Annotated in this window: 15 protein-coding genes; 8 read left to right on the top strand and 7 right to left on the bottom strand. The window is 63.5% G+C overall.

All coding sequences use genetic code 11. From position 1 onward, the window contains the following. Window positions 1-10: 10 nt before the first annotated feature. The 5 genes from ACH6CX_RS13865 (at window position 11) to ACH6CX_RS13885 (ending at window position 5,119) form a co-directional block, all read left to right on the top strand. Window positions 11-439: an HU family DNA-binding protein gene (locus tag ACH6CX_RS13865; protein WP_232941094.1), complete on the top strand. Its 429-nt coding sequence runs from the start codon at window positions 11-13 to the stop codon at window positions 437-439. 183 nt (window positions 440-622) lie between these two features. Then, window positions 623-2,350: a proline--tRNA ligase gene (locus ACH6CX_RS13870; RefSeq protein WP_237063554.1), complete on the top strand. Its 1,728-nt coding sequence runs from the start codon at window positions 623-625 to the stop codon at window positions 2,348-2,350. A 125-nt stretch (window positions 2,351-2,475) separates the two neighbouring features. Then, complete coding sequence (locus ACH6CX_RS13875; protein WP_232941091.1) at window positions 2,476-3,042, top strand: lytic transglycosylase domain-containing protein; 567 nt, start codon at window positions 2,476-2,478, stop codon at window positions 3,040-3,042. 34 nt (window positions 3,043-3,076) lie between these two features. Further along, the gene (locus ACH6CX_RS13880; protein ID WP_232941090.1) at window positions 3,077-4,144 is read left to right on the top strand and encodes a helix-turn-helix transcriptional regulator; all 1,068 of its coding nucleotides are present in this window, start codon (window positions 3,077-3,079) and stop codon (window positions 4,142-4,144) included. Window positions 4,145-4,306: 162 nt separating this feature from the next. After that, the gene (locus ACH6CX_RS13885) at window positions 4,307-5,119 is read left to right on the top strand and encodes a sterol desaturase family protein (RefSeq protein WP_232941089.1); all 813 of its coding nucleotides are present in this window, start codon (window positions 4,307-4,309) and stop codon (window positions 5,117-5,119) included. 89 nt (window positions 5,120-5,208) lie between these two features. Here ACH6CX_RS13885 and ACH6CX_RS13890 read toward each other — a convergent pair whose 3' ends face one another. Next, complete coding sequence (locus tag ACH6CX_RS13890) at window positions 5,209-5,610, bottom strand: DUF4345 family protein (protein WP_232941088.1); 402 nt, start codon at window positions 5,608-5,610, stop codon at window positions 5,209-5,211. Between the two features lie 292 nt (window positions 5,611-5,902). Here ACH6CX_RS13890 and ACH6CX_RS13895 point away from each other — a divergent pair, with 292 nt between their 5' ends. Both ACH6CX_RS13895 and ACH6CX_RS13900 read left to right on the top strand, forming a co-directional pair. Then, the gene (locus ACH6CX_RS13895; protein WP_396675570.1) at window positions 5,903-6,757 is read left to right on the top strand and encodes a peptidyl-prolyl cis-trans isomerase; all 855 of its coding nucleotides are present in this window, start codon (window positions 5,903-5,905) and stop codon (window positions 6,755-6,757) included. Further along, entirely contained in the window at window positions 6,754-7,794 is a 1,041-nt protein-coding gene (locus ACH6CX_RS13900) for a HupE/UreJ family protein (RefSeq protein WP_396675571.1), read from the top strand. Before ACH6CX_RS13895 ends, ACH6CX_RS13900 begins: the two co-directional genes overlap by 4 nt. A gap of 43 nt (window positions 7,795-7,837) precedes the next feature. On the opposite strand, the gene ACH6CX_RS13905 is transcribed toward ACH6CX_RS13900, so the two are convergent. The 6 genes from ACH6CX_RS13905 to ACH6CX_RS13930 form a co-directional block, all read right to left on the bottom strand. Further along, a complete protein-coding gene (locus ACH6CX_RS13905; RefSeq protein WP_232941083.1) occupies window positions 7,838-8,314 on the bottom strand; it encodes an Lrp/AsnC family transcriptional regulator in 477 nt (158 codons plus the stop codon). Window positions 8,315-8,411: 97 nt separating this feature from the next. Further along, entirely contained in the window at window positions 8,412-9,605 is a 1,194-nt protein-coding gene (locus ACH6CX_RS13910; protein ID WP_232941082.1) for a pyridoxal phosphate-dependent aminotransferase, read from the bottom strand. Between the two features lie 175 nt (window positions 9,606-9,780). After that, window positions 9,781-11,964 (bottom strand): autotransporter outer membrane beta-barrel domain-containing protein, encoded by a 2,184-nt coding sequence (locus ACH6CX_RS13915; protein ID WP_396675572.1) that lies wholly within the window; start codon window positions 11,962-11,964, stop codon window positions 9,781-9,783. A gap of 171 nt (window positions 11,965-12,135) precedes the next feature. Next, window positions 12,136-13,599 carry a deoxyribodipyrimidine photo-lyase gene (gene phrB / locus ACH6CX_RS13920; RefSeq protein WP_232941080.1) on the bottom strand — a complete coding sequence of 488 codons (1,464 nt, stop codon included), beginning with the start codon at window positions 13,597-13,599 and terminating at the stop codon, window positions 12,136-12,138. Next, window positions 13,596-14,585, bottom strand: a complete 990-nt coding sequence (locus ACH6CX_RS13925) for a MerR family transcriptional regulator (protein WP_396675573.1) — start codon at window positions 14,583-14,585, stop codon at window positions 13,596-13,598. The genes phrB and ACH6CX_RS13925 overlap by 4 nt, the downstream gene beginning before the upstream one ends. Window positions 14,586-14,599: 14 nt before the next feature. Further along, window positions 14,600-15,577, bottom strand: coding sequence for a DUF523 and DUF1722 domain-containing protein (locus ACH6CX_RS13930; RefSeq protein WP_232941078.1), 978 nt, complete (start codon window positions 15,575-15,577; stop codon window positions 14,600-14,602). A 156-nt stretch (window positions 15,578-15,733) separates the two neighbouring features. Here ACH6CX_RS13930 and ACH6CX_RS13935 point away from each other — a divergent pair, with 156 nt between their 5' ends. Further along, window positions 15,734-18,778: an FAD-binding and (Fe-S)-binding domain-containing protein gene (locus ACH6CX_RS13935; protein ID WP_232941076.1), complete on the top strand. Its 3,045-nt coding sequence runs from the start codon at window positions 15,734-15,736 to the stop codon at window positions 18,776-18,778. Window positions 18,779-18,835: the final 57 nt, after the last annotated feature.

Consider the following 18,835-nt stretch of genomic DNA (forward strand, 5'->3'; position numbering starts at 1 on the left):
GAAGCTACTCATGGCCGCACGCAAAGCATCAGCCAAGAAAGCACCCGCTAAGAAGACCGCAGCGAAGAAAACCGCGGCTAAGAAGGCTCCGGCCAAGAAAGCCGCCCCGAAGGCCAAGAAGGTTACTGCGATCAAGGAAAAGTACACCAAGACCCAGATCCTGAACCAGATCTCCGAGAACACCGAGCTGACCCGCAAGCAGGTCCAGTCTGTACTGGACGAGTTGTCCGACATCATCGAGGGTCACATCAAGAAGCGCGCGGTGGGTGAATTCGCCCTGCCCGGCCTGATGAAGATCACCACCGTGAAGAAGCCGGCCAAGAAGGCCCGCAAGGGTATCAACCCGTTCACAGGCGAAGAGACCGTATTCAAGGCCAAGCCCGCCAGCACTACCGTCAAGGTACGCCCGCTGAAGAAGCTGAAGGAAATGGCCGAGTAAGAATACCCGCCGATTCCGGACGCCAGACCCCGCCCCCGGCGGGGTTTTCTGTCTGGGGCCCCGGCCCGGCAGGGAAAACTGCCCCCGCGCGCCCCTACCATCCCCAGCCCGCCCCGGCGTAAAATACCCGCCCAGAAAGCCAGACCCAATTACCAGTAAAACCAACCGGACAAGACTCGATTTATGCGCGCATCCCGCTACCTGATCGCCACCCAGAAAGAAACCCCGAATGACGCTGTGGTCATCAGCCACCAGCTGATGCTGCGCGCGGGCATGATCCGTCGCCTGTCCTCGGGACTGTATACCTGGCTGCCCACCGGACTGCGCGTGCTGCGCAAGGTGGAGCGTATTGTGCGCGAGGAAATGGACCGCGCCGGCGCCCTGGAGGTGCTGATGCCAGTGGTCCAGCCGGCCGAACTGTGGGAGGAATCCGGTCGCTGGCAACAGTACGGGCCGGAACTGCTGCGGGTCGAGGACCGCCATCACAACCCCTTCTGCCTGGGTCCCACCCACGAGGAAGTGATCACCGACCTGATCCGCAACGAGATCAGCAGCTACAAGCAGCTGCCGGCCAACTTCTACCAGGTACAGACCAAGTTCCGCGACGAAATCCGCCCGCGCTTCGGCGTGATGCGGGCGCGCGAGTTCACCATGAAGGATGCCTACTCCTTCCACCTGGGTGCCGACTCGCTGCAGGAGACCTACGACATCATGCACGGCGCCTACTGCCGCATCTTTGATCGCATCGGCCTGGACTACCGCCCGGTACTGGCGGACACCGGCGCCATCGGCGGCTCCAGCTCGCATGAGTTCCACGTACTGGCCGAGAGCGGAGAAGACGACATTGCCTTCGCCACCGACAGTCGCTACGCCGCCAACGTGGAGCTGGCCGAAGCCGTGGCCCCGGCTGGCGAGCGCCCGGCACCCGCGGCCGACATGGCCGAGGTACACACCCCGGGCCAGAAAACCATCGACGCGGTGAGCCAGTTCCTGGGTAGCGAGCCGTCCCAATCGGTCAAGACCCTGATCGTACTGGGGGAGGCAGAAGAGGGCGAAACCGCCCCCCTGGTGGCCCTGGTACTGCGCGGCGACCACGAACTGAACGAGCTCAAGGCGGAAAAGCTGGCCGGAGTCGCCAGCCCGCTGCAATTCGCGCCCGAGGAGCGCATCAGCGCCGAGCTGGGCTGCGGTATCGGCTCACTGGGACCGGTGGGCCTGGGAATCGAGGTTATCGTGGACCGCACCGCCGCGCACCTGGCCGACTTCACCTGCGGCGCCAACCGCGACGATTACCACCTGACCGGCGTCAACTGGGAACGGGATGTGCAGCTGGCGCGGGTCGAGGACCTGCGCAACGTGGTGGCCGGCGATGCCAGCCCTGATGGTAAGGGCACCCTGGAAATCAAGCGTGGTATCGAGGTTGGCCACATCTTCCAGCTGGGCGACAAGTACAGCCGTGCAATGAACGCCACCGTGCTGGATGAGAACGGCAAGGAGCAGACCATGGCCATGGGCTGTTACGGTATCGGCGTTTCGCGCATCGTCGCTGCCGCCATCGAGCAGAACCACGATGATGCCGGCATCATCTGGCCGGAGGCCATCGCACCCTTCCAGCTGGCCATCGTGCCCATCAACATGCACAAGAGCGAGCTGGTACGGGAGAAGTGCGACCACCTCTACGAGACCCTGCGCGAGGCCGGCGTCGATGTACTGCTGATGGACGAACCCAAGGCGCGCCTGGGGGCCATGCTGGCCGACGTCGAACTGATGGGCATTCCGCACCGCATTGTGGTGGGTGACCGCGGCCTGGAGAAAGGCGTAGTGGAATACAAGGGCCGCCGCGACGCGGAGAGCCAGGACTTCGCCGAGTCCCAGCTGGTCGAAGTCCTGCTGGAAAAACTGGGCGGTTAACCGCTCTACGATAGGGGTCGGGAGCCGGCTGGCTCCCGATCGCGCGACCCCACAACCGGCCCCGGCCGTGTCACCATGAACTACCCCCTGCCCTTTCCCCGCACCTTCTCGTAAAATCGGTTGCCATGATAAGAACAAGCCTTATTGCACTGCTGCTCATGCTGTTTACCGCCGGCGCCAATGCCCAGGTGCGCATCCCCGAGCTGGCGCCGGAGGAGCGTGCAGCGCTGCGCAATGCCATCGGGCAGGCCGACAGCTTTGCCGACCGCTTTGACGCGGAGGTATGGCTGATGGCCAAGTCCCAGCCGCTGGCGCGCTACATCAAGGACCCGGATGAACGTATGCACGTGCTCAAGGCGATCCACCGGGAAGCCACCCTGGCCGGGCTCAGCCCCGAGATCGTCCTGGCGGTGATCCAGATCGAGAGCGCCTTCAACCCCTACGCGGTGTCCCGCGTGGGTGCCCAGGGCATGATGCAGGTGATGCCGTTCTGGAAGAACGAAATCGGCAGCCCCACGGACAACCTGATCGATATGGACACCAACCTGCGCTACGGCTGTACCATCCTCAAGCACTATATCGGCAAGGCCAGGGGCAACCTGGCCAACGCCCTGGCCTACTACAACGGCAGTTACGGCCGACACACCTACAGCAGCAAGGTACTGGACGCCTGGGCGGAGCGCTGGCGCTGATGGCAGTCTGCGGCACGGGTACAGGGGACAGGCAGTGAGTACCGCGTTCATCTTCTTCACCGGCGCCGCCTGCAGCCTGCTGCTACTGGCCGCCGCCAAGCTGGCAACCCATTACCGGGGACTCGACGCCGCACGCTGGCTGCTGCTGGTGATCACCGGCGTATTTTTCTACCTGCTGCGCCACGCCCTTCCCGAAGCACCGCCGCCACTGGATTTCCTGGTGGTATTCCCGTCGATCCTGGTACCCGGTGCTTTCTGGCTGTTCGCCCACACCCTCTGCCACGACTGTGACCCTTTCCCGCGCTGGGGCTGGGCGCTCATCGGCCTCGACGTGGTGATCAACAGCCTGTCCAGTAGCAGCCTGCTCCGCGACAACTGGCAGGCGCTGGATAATGCCACCTATATCCTTGCCCAGCCGCTCAAGCTGGGGCTGCTGTCCGCCGGGGTGATTACGCTGCTGCGCCACTACCAGTCGGACCTGGTGGAAGCCCGCCGCAACCTGCGGCTGGTCCTGATGATCGCTGTCGGCGGCTATATGCTGCTGGTTGTCATGGCCGAATTCCTGTTCACCTACCGGCCCGCCCCCGCCGGCATCCCGGCCCTGCATGCAGTGCTGGCCAGCCTGCTGTCGCTGTCAGCATGCCTCTGGCTGCTGGCCCCGGCCCCCGGTGCACTGGCGGAATCCCTGCCCAGGGACAATGAGGAAGCGGTTACCACCGAGGCCACGCCCCGCCCCCCGTCGCCCATGGATGACAGCCAGCGGCAACTGGCAGGAAAGCTCGAGGCCCACATGCAGGCCGGCGGCTACCGCCGCACCGGCCTCACCATCCGCGAACTGGCGGAGGAACTGGGGGCCCGCGAACATATCCTGCGCGCCCTGATCAACCGCCACCTGGGCTACCGCAACTTCAACGAATTCCTGAACCAGTACCGTATCGACGAGGCCAGCACCCGGCTGGCGGATCCGGGGCAGGCCCACCTGCCGGTGCTGACCATCGCGCTGGATATTGGCTATCGCTCCCTGAGCCCCTTCAATGCCGCTTTCAAGCGCCGCCACCAGCAGACACCCACCGAGTACCGACGCGAAAGGCTGCCCGCCTGAATCGGCATAATTCCGGAATCCGTCAGCTGTTTTTTCGTTTTCCGTAAGCGTCCACCCGCACTTTCCGCCAGACTCTTCCCTGATTCACTGTGGGGGCGGACCTTGTGTCCGGCCCTGCGGCCACCATAAAAAACATCGGAAGAAGAATAAGCAGGTGAACCTATGGAAGTGGCGTTTCTCGCGGAGATGGCCCAGGCATGGCTGTCGCATTTCAGGACTGACCTGTTTCGCTACCTGATGGCTGCTACCGCAGTGAGCCTGTCCGTCAGCTGGCTGTTCCGGGGCTGGATGGAGCGCCGGCGGATCCAGAAGCGCCGTGCCCGCTGGCGGGATATCCGCCGGGAAGTCAGCTTCTCCATGCTGACCCTGGGGATTTTTGCCACCGTGGGTATCATCACCAGCGTGCTGCGCGACTGGGGACTGGTGAAGCTCTACTGGGAGTGGGGGGACTATCCATTGTGGTGGGCTGTCCTGAGCCTGCCGGTGGTCATCCTGGTCCACGATGCCTACTTCTACTGGACCCACCGGGCCATGCATCATCCCCGCCTGTTCCGGCACTTCCATCGGGTACACCACCTGTCCCGCACCCCCACGCCATGGGCGGCCTACAGTTTTTCGGTGGGCGAGGGTGTGCTGATGGCGGTCTTCTCCCCCCTGATCCTGACCCTGATGCCCCTGCATGTGCTGGTGTGGCTGGCGTTTATTTTCGTAATGATCTTTCGCAACGCGATGCTGCACGCCGGCTGCGAATTCCATCCGCGCAGCTGGGTCGATGGCCCGCTGGACTTTATGACCACCACTACGCATCACGACCTGCATCACCAGAAATTCCAGGGCAACTACGGCTTCTACTTCACCTGGTGGGACCGCTGGATGGGCACCGAGTTTAAGAACTACAAGGACGAGTTCCGCCGTGCCGCTGCCGGGAATAACGGCGATGACGACGGGAGAGAAGATTTGCAGGTGACCGCCTGACACCGGATTGCGGCTGATCGGCAATGAAGTCCGCAAGCTCGCGTGGCCCGGCACCCGTTACAGGGCGTCCGGTGCCACGCATTTTTGTTTCAGGAAGCCTGGGGGCGCTTGTCACGCCCGTGAAGGTAACAGGCAACGCCCCACAGTATTAGCAGCACCTCGGTGGCAAAGAACAACCCATTGCGCCAGTCAAAACCACTGTGGGCCAGCATGCCCACCAGGCGCCCGCCACCAAACCCGGCATAGGCCATTGCCAGCAGGAGGAATGCGGTGGGTCGATGGCGCCGGAACACCAGGGCCAACGCGATCGCTGCGGCGATCGCCAGCATCAGCCCGCCAAATGTGGCCAGGAACTCCGGCATGGCCGAGGGTGCCAGCAACGCAAAGTCGATCGTCTTGGCAAAAGCCGCTGGATTGGCAAAGGCCATCACACCGATGATCGCGAACACCAACGCATTCAGAATCAGGTAAATCGTTCCGCTGTTTCTCACTGCCTGCCTCCTTTACAAGCGGTTCGCCCATAAGACCCTTGAAGTCTGGCCCCACACTCCCCGACGGGCCAGCTTTCCGCCCCTGTCGATGAAATTTGCGTACCGGATGCGGTTTTACCTGCCAGGCGGCCACGACCGGAAGCACTCCGGACTACTATCCGATCGAGCGTCATTGCAATCGCCGTGGGGGAGCCGTGGCAGGCGCCCCGCATCTCCTCCCCCCGACTGGCATGACCCCGGCTCTAACAGCCCCGGGAACTACAGGCCCAACAATAATGGAAAGGACGTCAGTATGCGTAATTCGTACTTGCGTGAACCGCTGGTGCACTTTGCCCTGATCGGGGCGCTGCTGTTCGGCATCAACGCTGTATTTACGGATAGAGATGAAAGTTTGGATGAAATCGTCGTAAGCCGCGACCGTATCGATCATCTCGCCGCCGTGTTCGAGCGGCGCTGGCAGCGCCCGCCCTCTGAGCAGGAACTACATGACCTCGTGGAAAACTTTATCCGCGAGGAAGTGCTTTACCGCGAGGCAATGAACCTGGGCCTGGACAGGGATGACACGGTCATCAGGCGGCGCCTGCGCATGAAGATGGAGTTCCTGGCCCGGGACCTGGTCGATGCCGTCGATCCCGGCGAAAAAACCCTGCGGGATTTCCACGCCGCCAATGCCGAACAATACCGGAGGCCGGCACGCATGAGTTTCCGGCAGGTCTATTTCGACCGCGCGGCCCACGACAACCCGGAATCGGCTGTCGAGACCGCCCGGGCACTGCTCGGGGAAGGGGTACCGGAGGCGGAGCTGGGTGACAGCAGCCTGCTGCAGGCCCACTACCGTGACGAGAGTAGCGAGCGGCTGGAGCGGGTTTTCGGCGGGGGATTTGCCGCGAAGCTGCTCGACCTGCCCCGGGGGCAGTGGAGCGGTCCGGTGGAGTCAGCGTACGGGCTCCACCTGGTTTTTATCGAGGCCCGCCAGCCCCGGCGGGTGGCAGGTTTTGACGAGGTGCGTGCAGAGGTTCTGCGCGACTGGCAGCGCAGCGAAAAGCAACAGGTACTCGAAGCGCAGTACGAAAATTATCGCACGGCCTACAGGGTGCGTATCGACGATTTCCCGGGGCGCGAAACTGACGGGGTGGCCATGCAATGAATCGCCTGTCGCTGCTCCAGATTACAATGATCTTTGCCCTCCTGGCCCTGCTGCTGTCATTCCAGGCCAGCTCCCACGAACTGCGCCCGGCCTACCTGCAGGTCCGGCAGACCGCGGAAGAGTCCTTCAGGGTAACCTGGCGGGTACCGGCCCGCGGCGACCTGCGGCTGGCCATCAACGCGCGCTTCGACGACAGCGTGGTGCCCACCGGCACACCGCGCGCCAGCTTCGCCAATGGCTTCTACACCGAGTCCTGGGATATCCGCCACCCGGAAAAACTGGCCGGTGCACAGGTATCCATTGATGGGCTGAGCCAGACCATGACCGACGCACTGGTGCGCATCCAGTGGCAGGACGGGCGCGAACAGGTGGCGCGCCTGTTACCGGACAAAACCGGAATGGTGGTGGATACCAGGGCCAGTGGCGCCCAGGTTGCCGCGACCTATTTCGTGCTGGGTGTGGAGCATATCCTGCTGGGTATCGACCACCTGCTGTTTGTGCTGGCACTGGTGCTGCTGGTCAGTGGCTGGCGGCAACTGGTGATCACCATCACAGCTTTCACCCTTGCCCACAGCCTGACCCTGGCCGCCGCAGTGCTCGGCTGGGTCGCCGTGCCGCAGGCGCCGGTGGAGGCGATCATTGCCCTCAGCATCGTGTTTGTCGCCAGCGAGATTCTGCAGAAACAGCGCGGCCGCTCGACCATCGCGATCCAGCAACCCTGGCTGGTGGCTTTTGCCTTCGGGCTGCTACACGGGCTGGGATTCGCCGGGGCGCTGGCGGAAATTGGCGTACCCGGGCACGCGATCCCGCTGTCGCTGGCAGTGTTCAATATCGGCGTGGAGGCGGGGCAACTGGCCTTTATTGGCGCGCTGGCCGCGTTGTACTGGCTGGGCCGGCGGTTGCCATCGGTGCAACTGTGGGAGGCCCGGACCAGTGCGCCCGCCAGCGCACTGGTGGCGACCCCGGTTTCCTATGTGGTGGGCGGCCTGGCAGCCTGGTGGCTGGTGGATCGCACCCTGGCAATGATGCTGGTCTGAACCGGGGCGGGGGCCGGCCATCGCCGGCCCGGAAAGGGACAGATCAGTCCTGGAACAACAGTTCCAGGGGGTAACCCTTGAACGGCTTGGTCTTCTCGATCACCAGGTGCGAGGTCATGCGCGAAATGGCCGCATCCTCGTTGGCCAGCAACTGCTCGGACACCCGGTTGAAGTCCGCCGCGTCCGGGCAGATAAAGCGCAGCATGTAATCGAACTCTCCCGACATCTTCACGCAGGAAACGATCTGCGGGATATCGTTGATGGCGCGCCGGAAGCTCTCGCTGGTGCGGGCATCCTGGCGTTTCAGGGCCACATTGACGTAGAACTCTGCGTGGCGGACCTTGTCCAGGTTGACCTCCGCGAGGAACTCGCGGATGTAGCGCTCACTGGTGAGCCGCTTGACCCGCGCCAGGCAGGCGCTCTCGGACAGGCCGATCTCTTCACTCAGGTTCAGGTTGCTGATACGCGCGTTGGTCTGCAGTGCCTGCAGGATTTTCAGGTTATGCCGGTCGATTTTCACGGTGTTGTTGATCTTCTACCACGGAGGGGCCAAGGATACCGGCATTCGTGCCGGGCCGAAACATCGGGTCGGGCGGGCCACTGGCCCGCCGCCTCAATCAACCCGCCTGGCGGTTACCACTGGTGACGAAGCGCTCGATACGGTCCAGCGCGCGGCGCAGGTCCCCGTCATCGGCGGCCAGGGTCAGGCGCACGTGGTTCACCGCACTGGCGCCGAACGGCGCACCCGGCAGGACCGACACGTGCTCCGCGTCCAGCAGCGCCTCGGCAAAGGCCTCGCCGGATTCCGCCACCTTCGACACATCCACCATCACGAACATGCCGGCGTCCGGCGTGGCACAGCTGAGCCCCGGGATCCCGGCAATCCGCTCGACAATCAGGTCACGGCGCTGCTGGTAGGCATCGCGCATCTGGCTGACGAAATAGGAGTCGAACTCCAGCGCAAAGGCCGCCGCCTCCTGGATAAACTGGGGGCAACCGAAGATGGTGGCGCCGGCGAACTGGGCCAGCCGCTCGGTCAGCTCGCCCCTGGCCACCGCCCAGCCCAGGCGCCAGCCACTCATGGCGTGGGACTTGCTCAGGCCGTCAATCACTACCACGTTGTCCAGCTCCTCGGCGGCGGTGCGCAGGGAGGTATGACGGCGGGCAAAGGTGATCATCGAGTACATCTCGTCGCTGATCAGCCAGATATCGCGCTCGCGGCAGTAGGCGGCCAGCTCGCGCAGCTGCTCCGGGGTGGCCATGGCGCCGGTGGGATTCACCGGGGTATTGATCATCACCACGCGGATGTCGTCGGTGATCGCCGCCTTGATCGCCTCCACGTCAAAGGCGAAGTTGTCCTCCGCCGGGCAGGCGACTTTCTGCATCTCCAGGCCCAGTGCGTTGCAGATGGGCACATAGCCGATATACATCGGCTCCGGGATCAGCACTTTCTCGCCGGGGTTCAGCAGGCAGGCGAGCACGGCGTAAATGGCGTTGGTACCACCGGGGAACACCACTACATCGTCCGGGCTGCACGGGTGCGGCGACACCTTGCTCTCGATCGCGGCGATGGCACTTCGCAGCATCGGCTCGCCGGCATCGGGGGAATAGTGGGTACGGCCGACACCCAGGCGCGCGCGGGTGTAATCGAGGATCGGCTCCGGGGTATCGAAGTTGGGGTCGCCCACACACAGGAATATCACGTCCTCGCCTTTGTCGGCCAGTTCGTGGGCCCGGTCACTGACCGCCCAGACATTGGCATCCGCCTGGTTGAGTCGCTCGCTGGCGTTACTGAAATGTGGCTTGTACATCGTTCCTGTCCGGTTGTTATCGATACTTCTACGTTAACAACCGGGCGGGTAATCGATGGCGCTAAAGCGCGGTGCTTTTCGCATTCCCGCGCCATTTTGGGCGCCTTTGCCGCAGAAAATTCGGTGACCGTACTCCGTTCCTGGTCAAGCGGATGCCCACCCTCTGACTGCAGCCTCAGAAGCGGTAATTGATGTTCAGGCCACCGATCTCATCCTCCGGGCGCAGCATGATATTGCCGCTCACCTGCAGTTTTTCGGTGACATTCAGCCCCACCATGGCACCGGCGCCGTTCTGGAAGAAACCGCGCCCGTCGCTGTCATAGGCCCTCAGGTACGCACTGTTGCCACGAATCGACTTGAGACCGACGCGGACATCGGCGGTATCGTCACCGTCATTGCCTTCCACCCAGACTTCCCCGAACCAGCGCCATTCGGCATTTTCCGGCGCGTTGTAGAAAAAGCCAGCACGGTAGCGCAGGTATTCCCGGTCCTGGCCCTTCACCTTGAGCCCGATCGGGTCGAGGGTCTCGCCGGTGACACTGCTGACATAGCGGAGATCTGGATCGGTGCGCTCGCGGAAGCGGTCGACCTCTACCTCGGTCCACTCCACCGATACGAACGGGCCCAGCTGGCAGGGCAGTGCCGGAGCGGTATCGTAACCGCCGCGCAGGAACACACCGGAGGCATCACCCTCGGTGCCCGCCTGGACCCGGGTCCGGAACGCCTGGCCCAGGTGGATACGGCGATCCACTTCGTCATAATCGATATCACTGTAGGTAAAGCCACCATCAACAAACCAGCGCTCGTCGTTCCAGCGGGCAAACCAGCTGAAATTCAGGTTGTCCGCCTCCAGCCACAGGTTGTCCGGCGTGTACTCGGTGCTGCCATAGGAAAGCGACAGGGACCACTCGAAATTCTCGGCGGCATTGAAGCTGAAGCCAAACAGGCCATTCCAGGCGCTGTCGTCGTAATACTGGGCCGGTCCGCCGCCCAGCTCGGTCCGCTGCCACGCACCGCCGAAGAAAATGGTGGTGGTGGGCTCGCGGAAACGCTGGGCCACCAGGTGATGGTCGATATTGGTCTGGTGCGTGCGGTAATTCTGGTAACCCAGGTCGGGCAGTAAGCCGAAGCCCACCGGTGCGCTCAGTACCGAATAATAATAATCACCGAGCACTTCCTGCGCTGCCAGGGTCGGGTGCACGCCATCGTTGAAATACAGGCGGTCCGCATTGGGCGCACTGCCGTTTTCACTGAACACCGGGTCCGGGTTGGCACAGGCACCCGCCATATAACAGGTGGCAGCCTGGTCGATATCGGCAAAGCCAAACAATCCCGGCCTGTCCAGTGCCAGCGCGGCAAGCCCAGCAGAATCGAGGATCAGCACATTGGCCCCCAGCAGCACCAACTGCGAACGCAGCGCCTCGTTATACAGCGACGTGCCGATATTGGCAGTACTCACCGCACCCGGGCCGATATCATTCATCAGCGGCGTATTACCCACCCGCGGTACGTTCGATACCACCACATAGTCCGCTCCCGCCGTGCTCAGCTCGGCGACCGCGAAAGTGAGAAACCCGGCCGCCCGCTCCATACTTTCCGGGCTGATGGTTCCGGCCAGGGTGCCGGCAATGATGTCGTTGCCACCCCCGTTCAGGTAATAGAGCGCATGGGAATCGATACTGTTGCGCTGCAGGAACCCCTGCCCACTGGCGTTGGGGACACCGGTCAGCCCGATACCATTGCCGGGATCGTTTACCAGCGCCTGTAGTGCCACCGGGTCACCAAACGCGGCCACGGCGGCTGCCACCTCCGCCGGAGGCAGGTAGGGGCTCTCACCGGCGGCAGGATCGCAGATGCCGTCGGGGCCGCAGCGGGTGGAATCCGGCAGGATGGTAGTCAGGCTGTTGTGGTCGGCGACGGTGGTATCGGGAAACAGCTCGAGAAAGCGCTGCGGACCCACCACGTCGAGCAACACATCGGCGGCCCGGTTACCGCCCACTGCCCAGTTATTACCGTTGGCCAGCAGAGATTGCGAGATCTGTGCCACCTGCTCTGCCGGCGTGCCCGGGGCCGGCGCACAGGGAATGGCGCCACCGAAATCCGGCCCCAGGCCGAAACAGGAGGGCGTCAGCATGGGGAGGCCGAAGCGCTGGGCGGTAAAGCTGATGGCCGGCTGGCGCGGAGTTTCCCCACCCGGGTCGGGGCTGGTAAATATGCCGGCATTGCCGCTGTCGGACAGGCTGTCACCGAAGACATAAAAATTACTGTAGAGGTCCTCGGTGACATTCTCGTCGGCAAAGCTGGCCGATGCTGCTGCCAGTGCCACGGCCAGGCTGATGGATTTCGCGGTGAATCCCATGTCGCACTCCTTTGCTTGTACGCGGGCTTACATGTGCCGCACGCCTTTGCGCTGTTATGTTGGCGGTGGTCGCGATGGGCCAAGTATAGACACGCCTCGCCACAATCCCGGGACGGCGCGATCAATTCCTGTTAATCCACGGCAGTTTGCCGGCCGTTCGCCGCCGGTGGTTCATTTCAGGTCTGCAAAGGCCTCGATCGCCCGCTTGCGGGTTTCCTTTACATCGCAGATCGGCGGCGGGTAGTCCGACATACGTGGCGGGCAATGGATTTCATCGCCGCGCACACTCTGCAATTCCGGCACAAAACGGCGGATAAAGTCCCCGTCCCGATCAAATTTCTTTGACTGGCTATATGGATTGAACACACGGAAGTAAGGAGCGGCGTCGGTACCCGTGGAGGCCGCCCACTGCCAGCCCCCGTTATTCGAGGCAAAATCCGCATCCACCAGCTTGTTCATGAAATAGCGCTCGCCCCAGCGCCAGTCGATCAGCAGGTTCTTGGTCAGGAAGGACGCCACCACCATGCGCAGGCGATTGTGCATCCAGCCGGTCTGCTCCAGCTGGCGCATGGCCGCATCCACAATCGGCACACCGGTCTTGCCGAGGGTCCAGCGGCGGAACGACACTTCATCCCCGGACCACTCGACTCCCTCGGTCTCGGGCTTGAACGGCTTGTGCTTGCACAGGCGGGGATGGGCCGCCACCAGGTGGGTGTAGAACTCGCGCCAGATCAACTCCCCCAGCCAGCAGGCGATGCCATCGCTGCCGCCGCTCCAGCGATCCCTGTTGCACTCCAGCGCCATGTGCGCACACTGGCGCACCGAGATGGCACCACTGTTCAGGTAAGGGGACAGTCGCGACGTGGCGTCAATCGCGGGGAAATCCCGCTCGTCCTCATAGCCGTCAATGATCTCACTGAACGACTTCAGGCGGCGCATCGCCGCCTTCTCCCCCGGTTGCCAGCCCTTTACGGTACCGCGTTTATCCACTTCCAGCGGGTATCCCTCCAGGGACCCGGGAATCGTCTGCACCAGGTTGTTACTGCCCTCCACTTCGAGCCAGGCGGGCCAGTCCACATCCGCACTGCGCTTGCGGGGCGCCGGCAGGGGCTGGTAGCTGTCGCCGCCGAACTGGCTGATAAACGCCCGCTTGAACGGCGTGAAGACCTTGTAGGCCTCGCCGCTGCCAGTGGTTACCGAGCCCGGCGGCACCAGGGTGCGGTCGGTGCAGTATTCCACTGGCACATTAATTTTCTTCAGTGCCTCCCGCACTGCATTGTCACGCCGCTGCTCGTTGAGCGGGTACTCTGCATTGGCGAACAGGGCATCGGCACCCAGTTTTTCCACTACCTGGGACAATGCCGCCGGCACCTGCCCAAACTCCCGCAACTCGAGGAAGTACAGCGGTATATTGCGCTGGGCCAGGCCCTCCTGCACTTCCCGCAGGCAGGCCATGCGAAACGAAACCAGTGGATCGCCCTCATCCTGGCCCTGCCAGGTTTTCGGGCAGGCGATAAAAATCGCCGCAACTTCGCTGCAACTCCCGGCCGCGCGATGCAGGGCGGTATTGTCGTGCACGCGGAGATCGTTGCGCAGCCACACCAGGCCGCGTTCGAAGGCTGCCTTGCCACTCATGACAGGTCCTCCCGGAGTTCTTCGATAGCCTGCGCGCCGCTGGCGGGCAACAGGCGCCCCCTGCCCGCCTCCGCCAGCCGCACGAGGTCGCGCTTCTGTAATTCGACGATCCCGCCGGCAAACCATACCGGCGCGCGCATGTTGCGCAGGGCGCGCTCCGCGCCACTGCCAAACGCCGCCATGGGCAGGGCGTTATGGCTGAAACAGATCACGCCCCGCGCCTGTAACTTCTCCACGGCGTAAGGCAATTCCGGCATCTCGTCTACCGGCCCCAGGTGTAATATGTCGATGCCCGCCGCCAGCAGGCCGGCCCCGAACAGGGCGGCAAAAGCCTGCTGCTCGGCACCGGGAAAACTCACCAGTAACAGCCGCCCGCTCCCCGCCTGGCCGGACAGGTTGCGCTGGCCGCTGCGCAGCATCAACGCAAGCTGCCCGTTCAATTGCTCCCAGAAATAAGACCGCAGCACGCTGCTGCCGAACCGGGTACGGCGGCTCAGGTCGCGGTGCAGTGGCGCCAGCCAGCAATCCAGTAAAAGTGCCGGAGGATAAGCCGACAGCAGCTGCTCCAGGTGCTGCTGCAGGGCGGCGGGCTGGAACCGCAATGCCACATCGATAGTTTCCTGCACCGAACGCGCCCAGGTATCCCCCTGTTCGCCAGCGGTTCGCTCGCCGTCATCGCCCCGCTCCAGTAATGGCCGCACCTTGCCGATGGGAACACCGCGTGCCAGCCACGCCTGGATTTCCCGCACCCGCTGCACGTCCGCCTCGCTGTATAACCTGTGGCCCTTGCCGGTGCGCGCGGGTACCAGCAGGCCGTAGCGCCGCTCCCAGGCGCGCAGGGTGACCGGGTTGACCCCGGTGCGCTGGGCGATATCGCGGATCGGTAGCATCGCGTGCTGGCCGGCCGGTGCGCCGGATTCAGTCCCGGGGACTTCTGTTTTATTGGCGTCAGTCACACTCATCGGCTTGGTACCGCTCTCGGTCATTGGGGCCCGGGCCCTCAGTGAAAATCACACAGGCCCATCTCGGCCGGTTCGGTCGCCAGCAGCAGCTGGCTGTGGATAAAGTGGTGCGGGCTGCGCGGCAGGTAGTGGCGCAGCAGGGTCAGCACCGCCGACACCGGCTTCAGGCCCAGCCGGTAATCCTCGATCAACTGGGTCAGCTCGGCCTTCTCTTCCCTGCTGAGGAATTCCTTCAGGTGCCCCTGCACGTGCATCAGGGCGTTGGTGCGGTCCTTGCGGGTAGCCATGTGGGCGAGGATTTCCATCAATCGGCCGCGCACCTCGAAGGCAAAGGTTTCGGCGTCATGGGACCTGGCGTCGGCGATGAAGCGTCCCAGCTCGCGGGTCTTCACCTGGTGGTGGGCGAGCAGCAGGTATTTGTAGGCGGTATAGAACTCGATGATCCGGGCGGGCCGCGGGTCTTCCTCCACATAGCGGAACCAGGCGTCATAGGCGAACACCCGGGTCAGGAAGTTCTCGCGTATCTCGCTGTTGTTGAGGCGCCCGGTCTCCTCCATCGGCAGGTGCGGGAAGTGCTCGCGTATTCGCGCGGCAAACATCCCCACGCCGTCACTATCGTGCCCGTGGCCGTTGGGCAGGTAGCGGCGCACCCCTTTCAGGCCACAGCTGGGTGAGTTCTGCATAAAGATATAGCCGCGCACCCGCTGCAGCTCCGGCGCCACACTGTCCGCATAGTCCCGCAGGGGCTGTGTCACATCCAGGTCCGGGTCCACTACCCCGATAACGCGGACTTCGGCATCCGGCGCGGGATCGCTCTTGACCAGGCGGATGGGGTCCCGCGGCACCCCCAGCCCAATGGCCACCTCGGGACACAGGGGCACATAGTCGAAACAGTGCCCCAGCAACTGGGTGCAGACTCGGCTGTGCTTGTGCCCGGCGTTATACCGCACCGGGTCACCCATCACGCACTGGCTGATGCCAACGGGAATCTTCTGGGTCAGCAGCTGGATATTCATATCTACCTATACACTTTTTAAATGTGTACAAGGTTTATAGCGTGAAAACCCAGCCTGTACAACAATATTTTTTGTACAACAGGGTCCGGCAGACGCTTGCGCTGTCAGGTGTCACAGCTACAATGCCAGACCCTGCCGAGAGCCACGGATGAAGTGATGATCCCAGCACTGCGCGAAATCGACGAGGTACAGTCGCTCTACCTGCAATTCCTGCAAGCACTGGCGGAGGCCGGCTTCCGCGGCGATTCCAGCCCCAGTTATGCCAGCCGCACGGTACTGGCCACCGATAACTCCATTTACCAGGTGCTGCCACAGGCAGTGGTGTATCCCCGCGACACCCACGACCTGCAATTGCTGGCCCGGCTGGCGGACCGCGAAGAGTTCCACCAGGTGGTGCTGTCACCCCGTGGCGGCGGTACCGGTACCAATGGCCAGTCACTCACTGACGGCATCGTGGTGGATATTTCGCGGCATATGAACCGCATCCTGGAGATCAACCCGGACGAGGGCTGGGTGCGGGTGCAGGCCGGCGTGGTCAAGGACCAGCTCAACGCCGCCCTGGCCCCCCACGGCCTGTTCTTTGCCCCGGAACTCTCCACCAGCAACCGCGCCACTATCGGCGGCATGATCAATACCGACGCATCCGGCCAGGGCTCCTGCGTGTACGGCAAGACCCGCGACCATGTGCTGGAACTGTCGACCGTTTTGATGGGCGGCGAGTTGCTGCACTCCGCGCCGGTGGACAGCGACGGGCTGGGACAGCTGCGCGAGCGGGACGACCGCATCGGGACGGTGCACCGCACCTGCGACGATATCGCCCGGGACAAGGCCGCGCTGATCGAGGAAAAGTTTCCCCGGCTCAACCGCTGCCTTACCGGCTATGACCTGGCCCACCTGCGCGACGGTGACAGCGGCGACTTCAATATCAACAGCGTCCTCTGTGGTTCCGAGGGCACCCTGGGCTTTATCGCCGAGGCAAAGCTCAATGTCCTGCCAATCCCCCGCTGTGTGGCACTGGTCAACCTCAAGTACGACAACTTCCAGGACGCCCTGCGCGATGCCGGCGACCTGATGGGCGCCGGCCCCACCTCGATCGAGACCGTGGACAGCAAGGTACTGCAGCTGGCGATGGAGGATATTGTCTGGCACAGCGTCAGCGAGTTTTTCCCCAGCGATGATCGCCCGGTGCAGGGCATCAACCTGGTGGAGTACACCGCCGACTCGGAAGAGGAACTGGAGCGGGCCCTGGCGCGCTTTACCGCCCAGGTAGACAACGCCATCGGTGAGACCGGCAAGAGTTTTGGCTACTCCATTGCCCGCGGACACAGCGAGGTCAACCGGATCTGGGCCATGCGCAAGCGGGCCGTGGGCCTGCTGGGCAATGTCAGCGGGGAAAAACGGCCCATCCCGTTTGTGGAGGACACCTGCGTGCCGCCGGAACACCTGGCGGACTTTATCGCCGAGTTCCGCGCCGTGCTGGATGAGGCCGGCCTGGATTACGGCATGTTCGGCCACGTGGATGCCGGGGTACTGCACGTGCGCCCGGCCATCGATATGAAAGACCCGCAGCAGGCCGCGCAGATCCGCCCCATCACCGACCGGGTGGTGGCACTGACGCAGAAGTACCACGGCCTGCTGTGGGGCGAGCACGGCAAGGGGGTGCGCTCCGAATACGCACCGGAGTTCTTCGGTGAACTCTACGGCGAACTGCAACATATCAAGGCCGCGTTCGACCCCCGCAACCAGCTCAACCCGGGCAAGATTGCCACCCCCAGCCGCGCGTCAGGCCTGCTGAAAATCGATGCGGTGCAAACCCGCGGCGAGCGCGACCGGCAGATCCCGGTGCAGGTATGGGAGGGCTACAGCGAGGGCGTCCACTGCAACGGCAATGGGGCCTGCTTCAACTGGGACCCGGACTCCGCCATGTGCCCGTCTTACAAGGCCACCCGCGAGCGTATTCACTCCCCCAAGGGCCGCGCATCGCTGATGCGGGAATGGCTGCGGCTGCTCAGTGCACGGGATGTGGATGCGGTGGAAGCGGCGCAGAAATTCCGCGAACAGTCCTTTTTTGTCGGGCTGCCGGGGCGGATCAAGAACAGCCTGGCCAGGGCCCGGGGAGAGTATGACTTCAACCACGAGGTCAACGAGGCCATGCAGGGATGCCTGGGGTGCAAATCCTGCGTGGGCCAGTGTCCGATCAAGGTGGATGTGCCGGAGTTCCGCTCCAAGTTCCTGGAGCTCTATTACAGCCGCTACCTGCGGCCGCTGAAAGACTATTTTGTCGGCAGCCTTGAGTTCGTGATGCCGCACCTGGCCCGGGTACCGGGACTGTACAACCGGCCGCTGCAACTGGCACCCGTGCGCTGGCTGCTGGAACGGGGCCTGGGCCTGTCCGACAGCCCCGCGCTGTCCCGCAAGGGCCTGGAGAAATCCATGGCGGAACTGGGCGTGCCCTACGCCAGCCGCGCCACCCTGGAGGCGCTGGGGCCGGCCCAGCGCAAGCGCGCCGTGATCATTGTGCAAGACGCCTTCACCAGCTACTTCGACGCCGATATGGTGGCCGATGCGCTGCGGCTGCTGCGCCAGCTGGATTTCTTCCCGCTGGTGGCGCCGTTCAGGGCCAATGGCAAGCCCATGCATGTACATGGTTTCCTGCGCCAGTTCCGCCGGGTGGCGGTGGCCAACAGCGAGATGCTCGAAGAACTGGCGGATAGCGGCGTGCCGCTGGTGGGTGTGGACCCGTCCATGACCCTGACCTACCGCGCCGAATACCGCAAACTGCTGGGGGATCGTGCGCCGCAGGTAAAGTTGCTGCAGGAGTGGATGGCGAGCCAGCGCGAACACCTGGAGCAGCAGCGCTCCCGCCTCCGCCCTGCCACTTTCCAGCTGCTGCCCCACTGCAGCGAGCAGACCAATGCAGCCGCTTCACTGCAGGACTGGAAGGATGTATTTGCTGCACTGGGCCTGCAGCTGGAGAGCGAAAGCCTGGGCTGCTGTGGGATGGCCGGTACCTATGGCCACGAAACCGCCCACAAGGAGACTTCGCGGGTAATTTTCCAGCAGTCCTGGGCGCCGCGCCTGACCGGCGAGACCGGCCAGCTGCTGGCCAGTGGCTATTCCTGCCGCTGCCAGGCCAAGCGCTTTGCGGGAGTAAGCCTGCGCCACCCACTGCAGGGACTGCTGGCACAATTACAAAATTAAGCGTTTACTAGGGGGGAGATGAGCCCGGGAATCGGGCCCAGTTACTCCAAGAACCGG

Source organism: Microbulbifer sp. JSM ZJ756 (assembly GCF_044383805.1).
In the GTDB taxonomy this organism is placed as follows: Bacteria; Pseudomonadota; Gammaproteobacteria; order Pseudomonadales; family Cellvibrionaceae; genus Microbulbifer; species Microbulbifer zhoushanensis.

What these genes read in the sequence shown, in the direction of transcription:
- ACH6CX_RS13865 (WP_232941094.1), top strand. Translation starts at nt 11, where the DNA reads ATGGCCGCACGCAAAGCATCAGCCAAGAAAGCACCCGCTAAGAAGACC.
- ACH6CX_RS13870 (WP_237063554.1), top strand. Translation starts at nt 623, where the DNA reads ATGCGCGCATCCCGCTACCTGATCGCCACCCAGAAAGAAACCCCGAAT.
- ACH6CX_RS13875 (WP_232941091.1), top strand. Translation starts at nt 2,476, where the DNA reads ATGATAAGAACAAGCCTTATTGCACTGCTGCTCATGCTGTTTACCGCC.
- ACH6CX_RS13885 (WP_232941089.1), top strand. Translation starts at nt 4,307, where the DNA reads ATGGAAGTGGCGTTTCTCGCGGAGATGGCCCAGGCATGGCTGTCGCAT.
- ACH6CX_RS13895 (WP_396675570.1), top strand. Translation starts at nt 5,903, where the DNA reads ATGCGTAATTCGTACTTGCGTGAACCGCTGGTGCACTTTGCCCTGATC.
- ACH6CX_RS13900 (WP_396675571.1), top strand. Translation starts at nt 6,754, where the DNA reads ATGAATCGCCTGTCGCTGCTCCAGATTACAATGATCTTTGCCCTCCTG.
- ACH6CX_RS13910 (WP_232941082.1), bottom strand. Translation starts at nt 9,605, where the DNA reads ATGTACAAGCCACATTTCAGTAACGCCAGCGAGCGACTCAACCAGGCG.
- ACH6CX_RS13915 (WP_396675572.1), bottom strand. Translation starts at nt 11,964, where the DNA reads ATGGGATTCACCGCGAAATCCATCAGCCTGGCCGTGGCACTGGCAGCA.
- phrB (WP_232941080.1), bottom strand. Translation starts at nt 13,599, where the DNA reads ATGAGTGGCAAGGCAGCCTTCGAACGCGGCCTGGTGTGGCTGCGCAAC.
- ACH6CX_RS13925 (WP_396675573.1), bottom strand. Translation starts at nt 14,585, where the DNA reads ATGACCGAGAGCGGTACCAAGCCGATGAGTGTGACTGACGCCAATAAA.
- ACH6CX_RS13930 (WP_232941078.1), bottom strand. Translation starts at nt 15,577, where the DNA reads ATGAATATCCAGCTGCTGACCCAGAAGATTCCCGTTGGCATCAGCCAG.
- ACH6CX_RS13935 (WP_232941076.1), top strand. Translation starts at nt 15,734, where the DNA reads ATGATCCCAGCACTGCGCGAAATCGACGAGGTACAGTCGCTCTACCTG.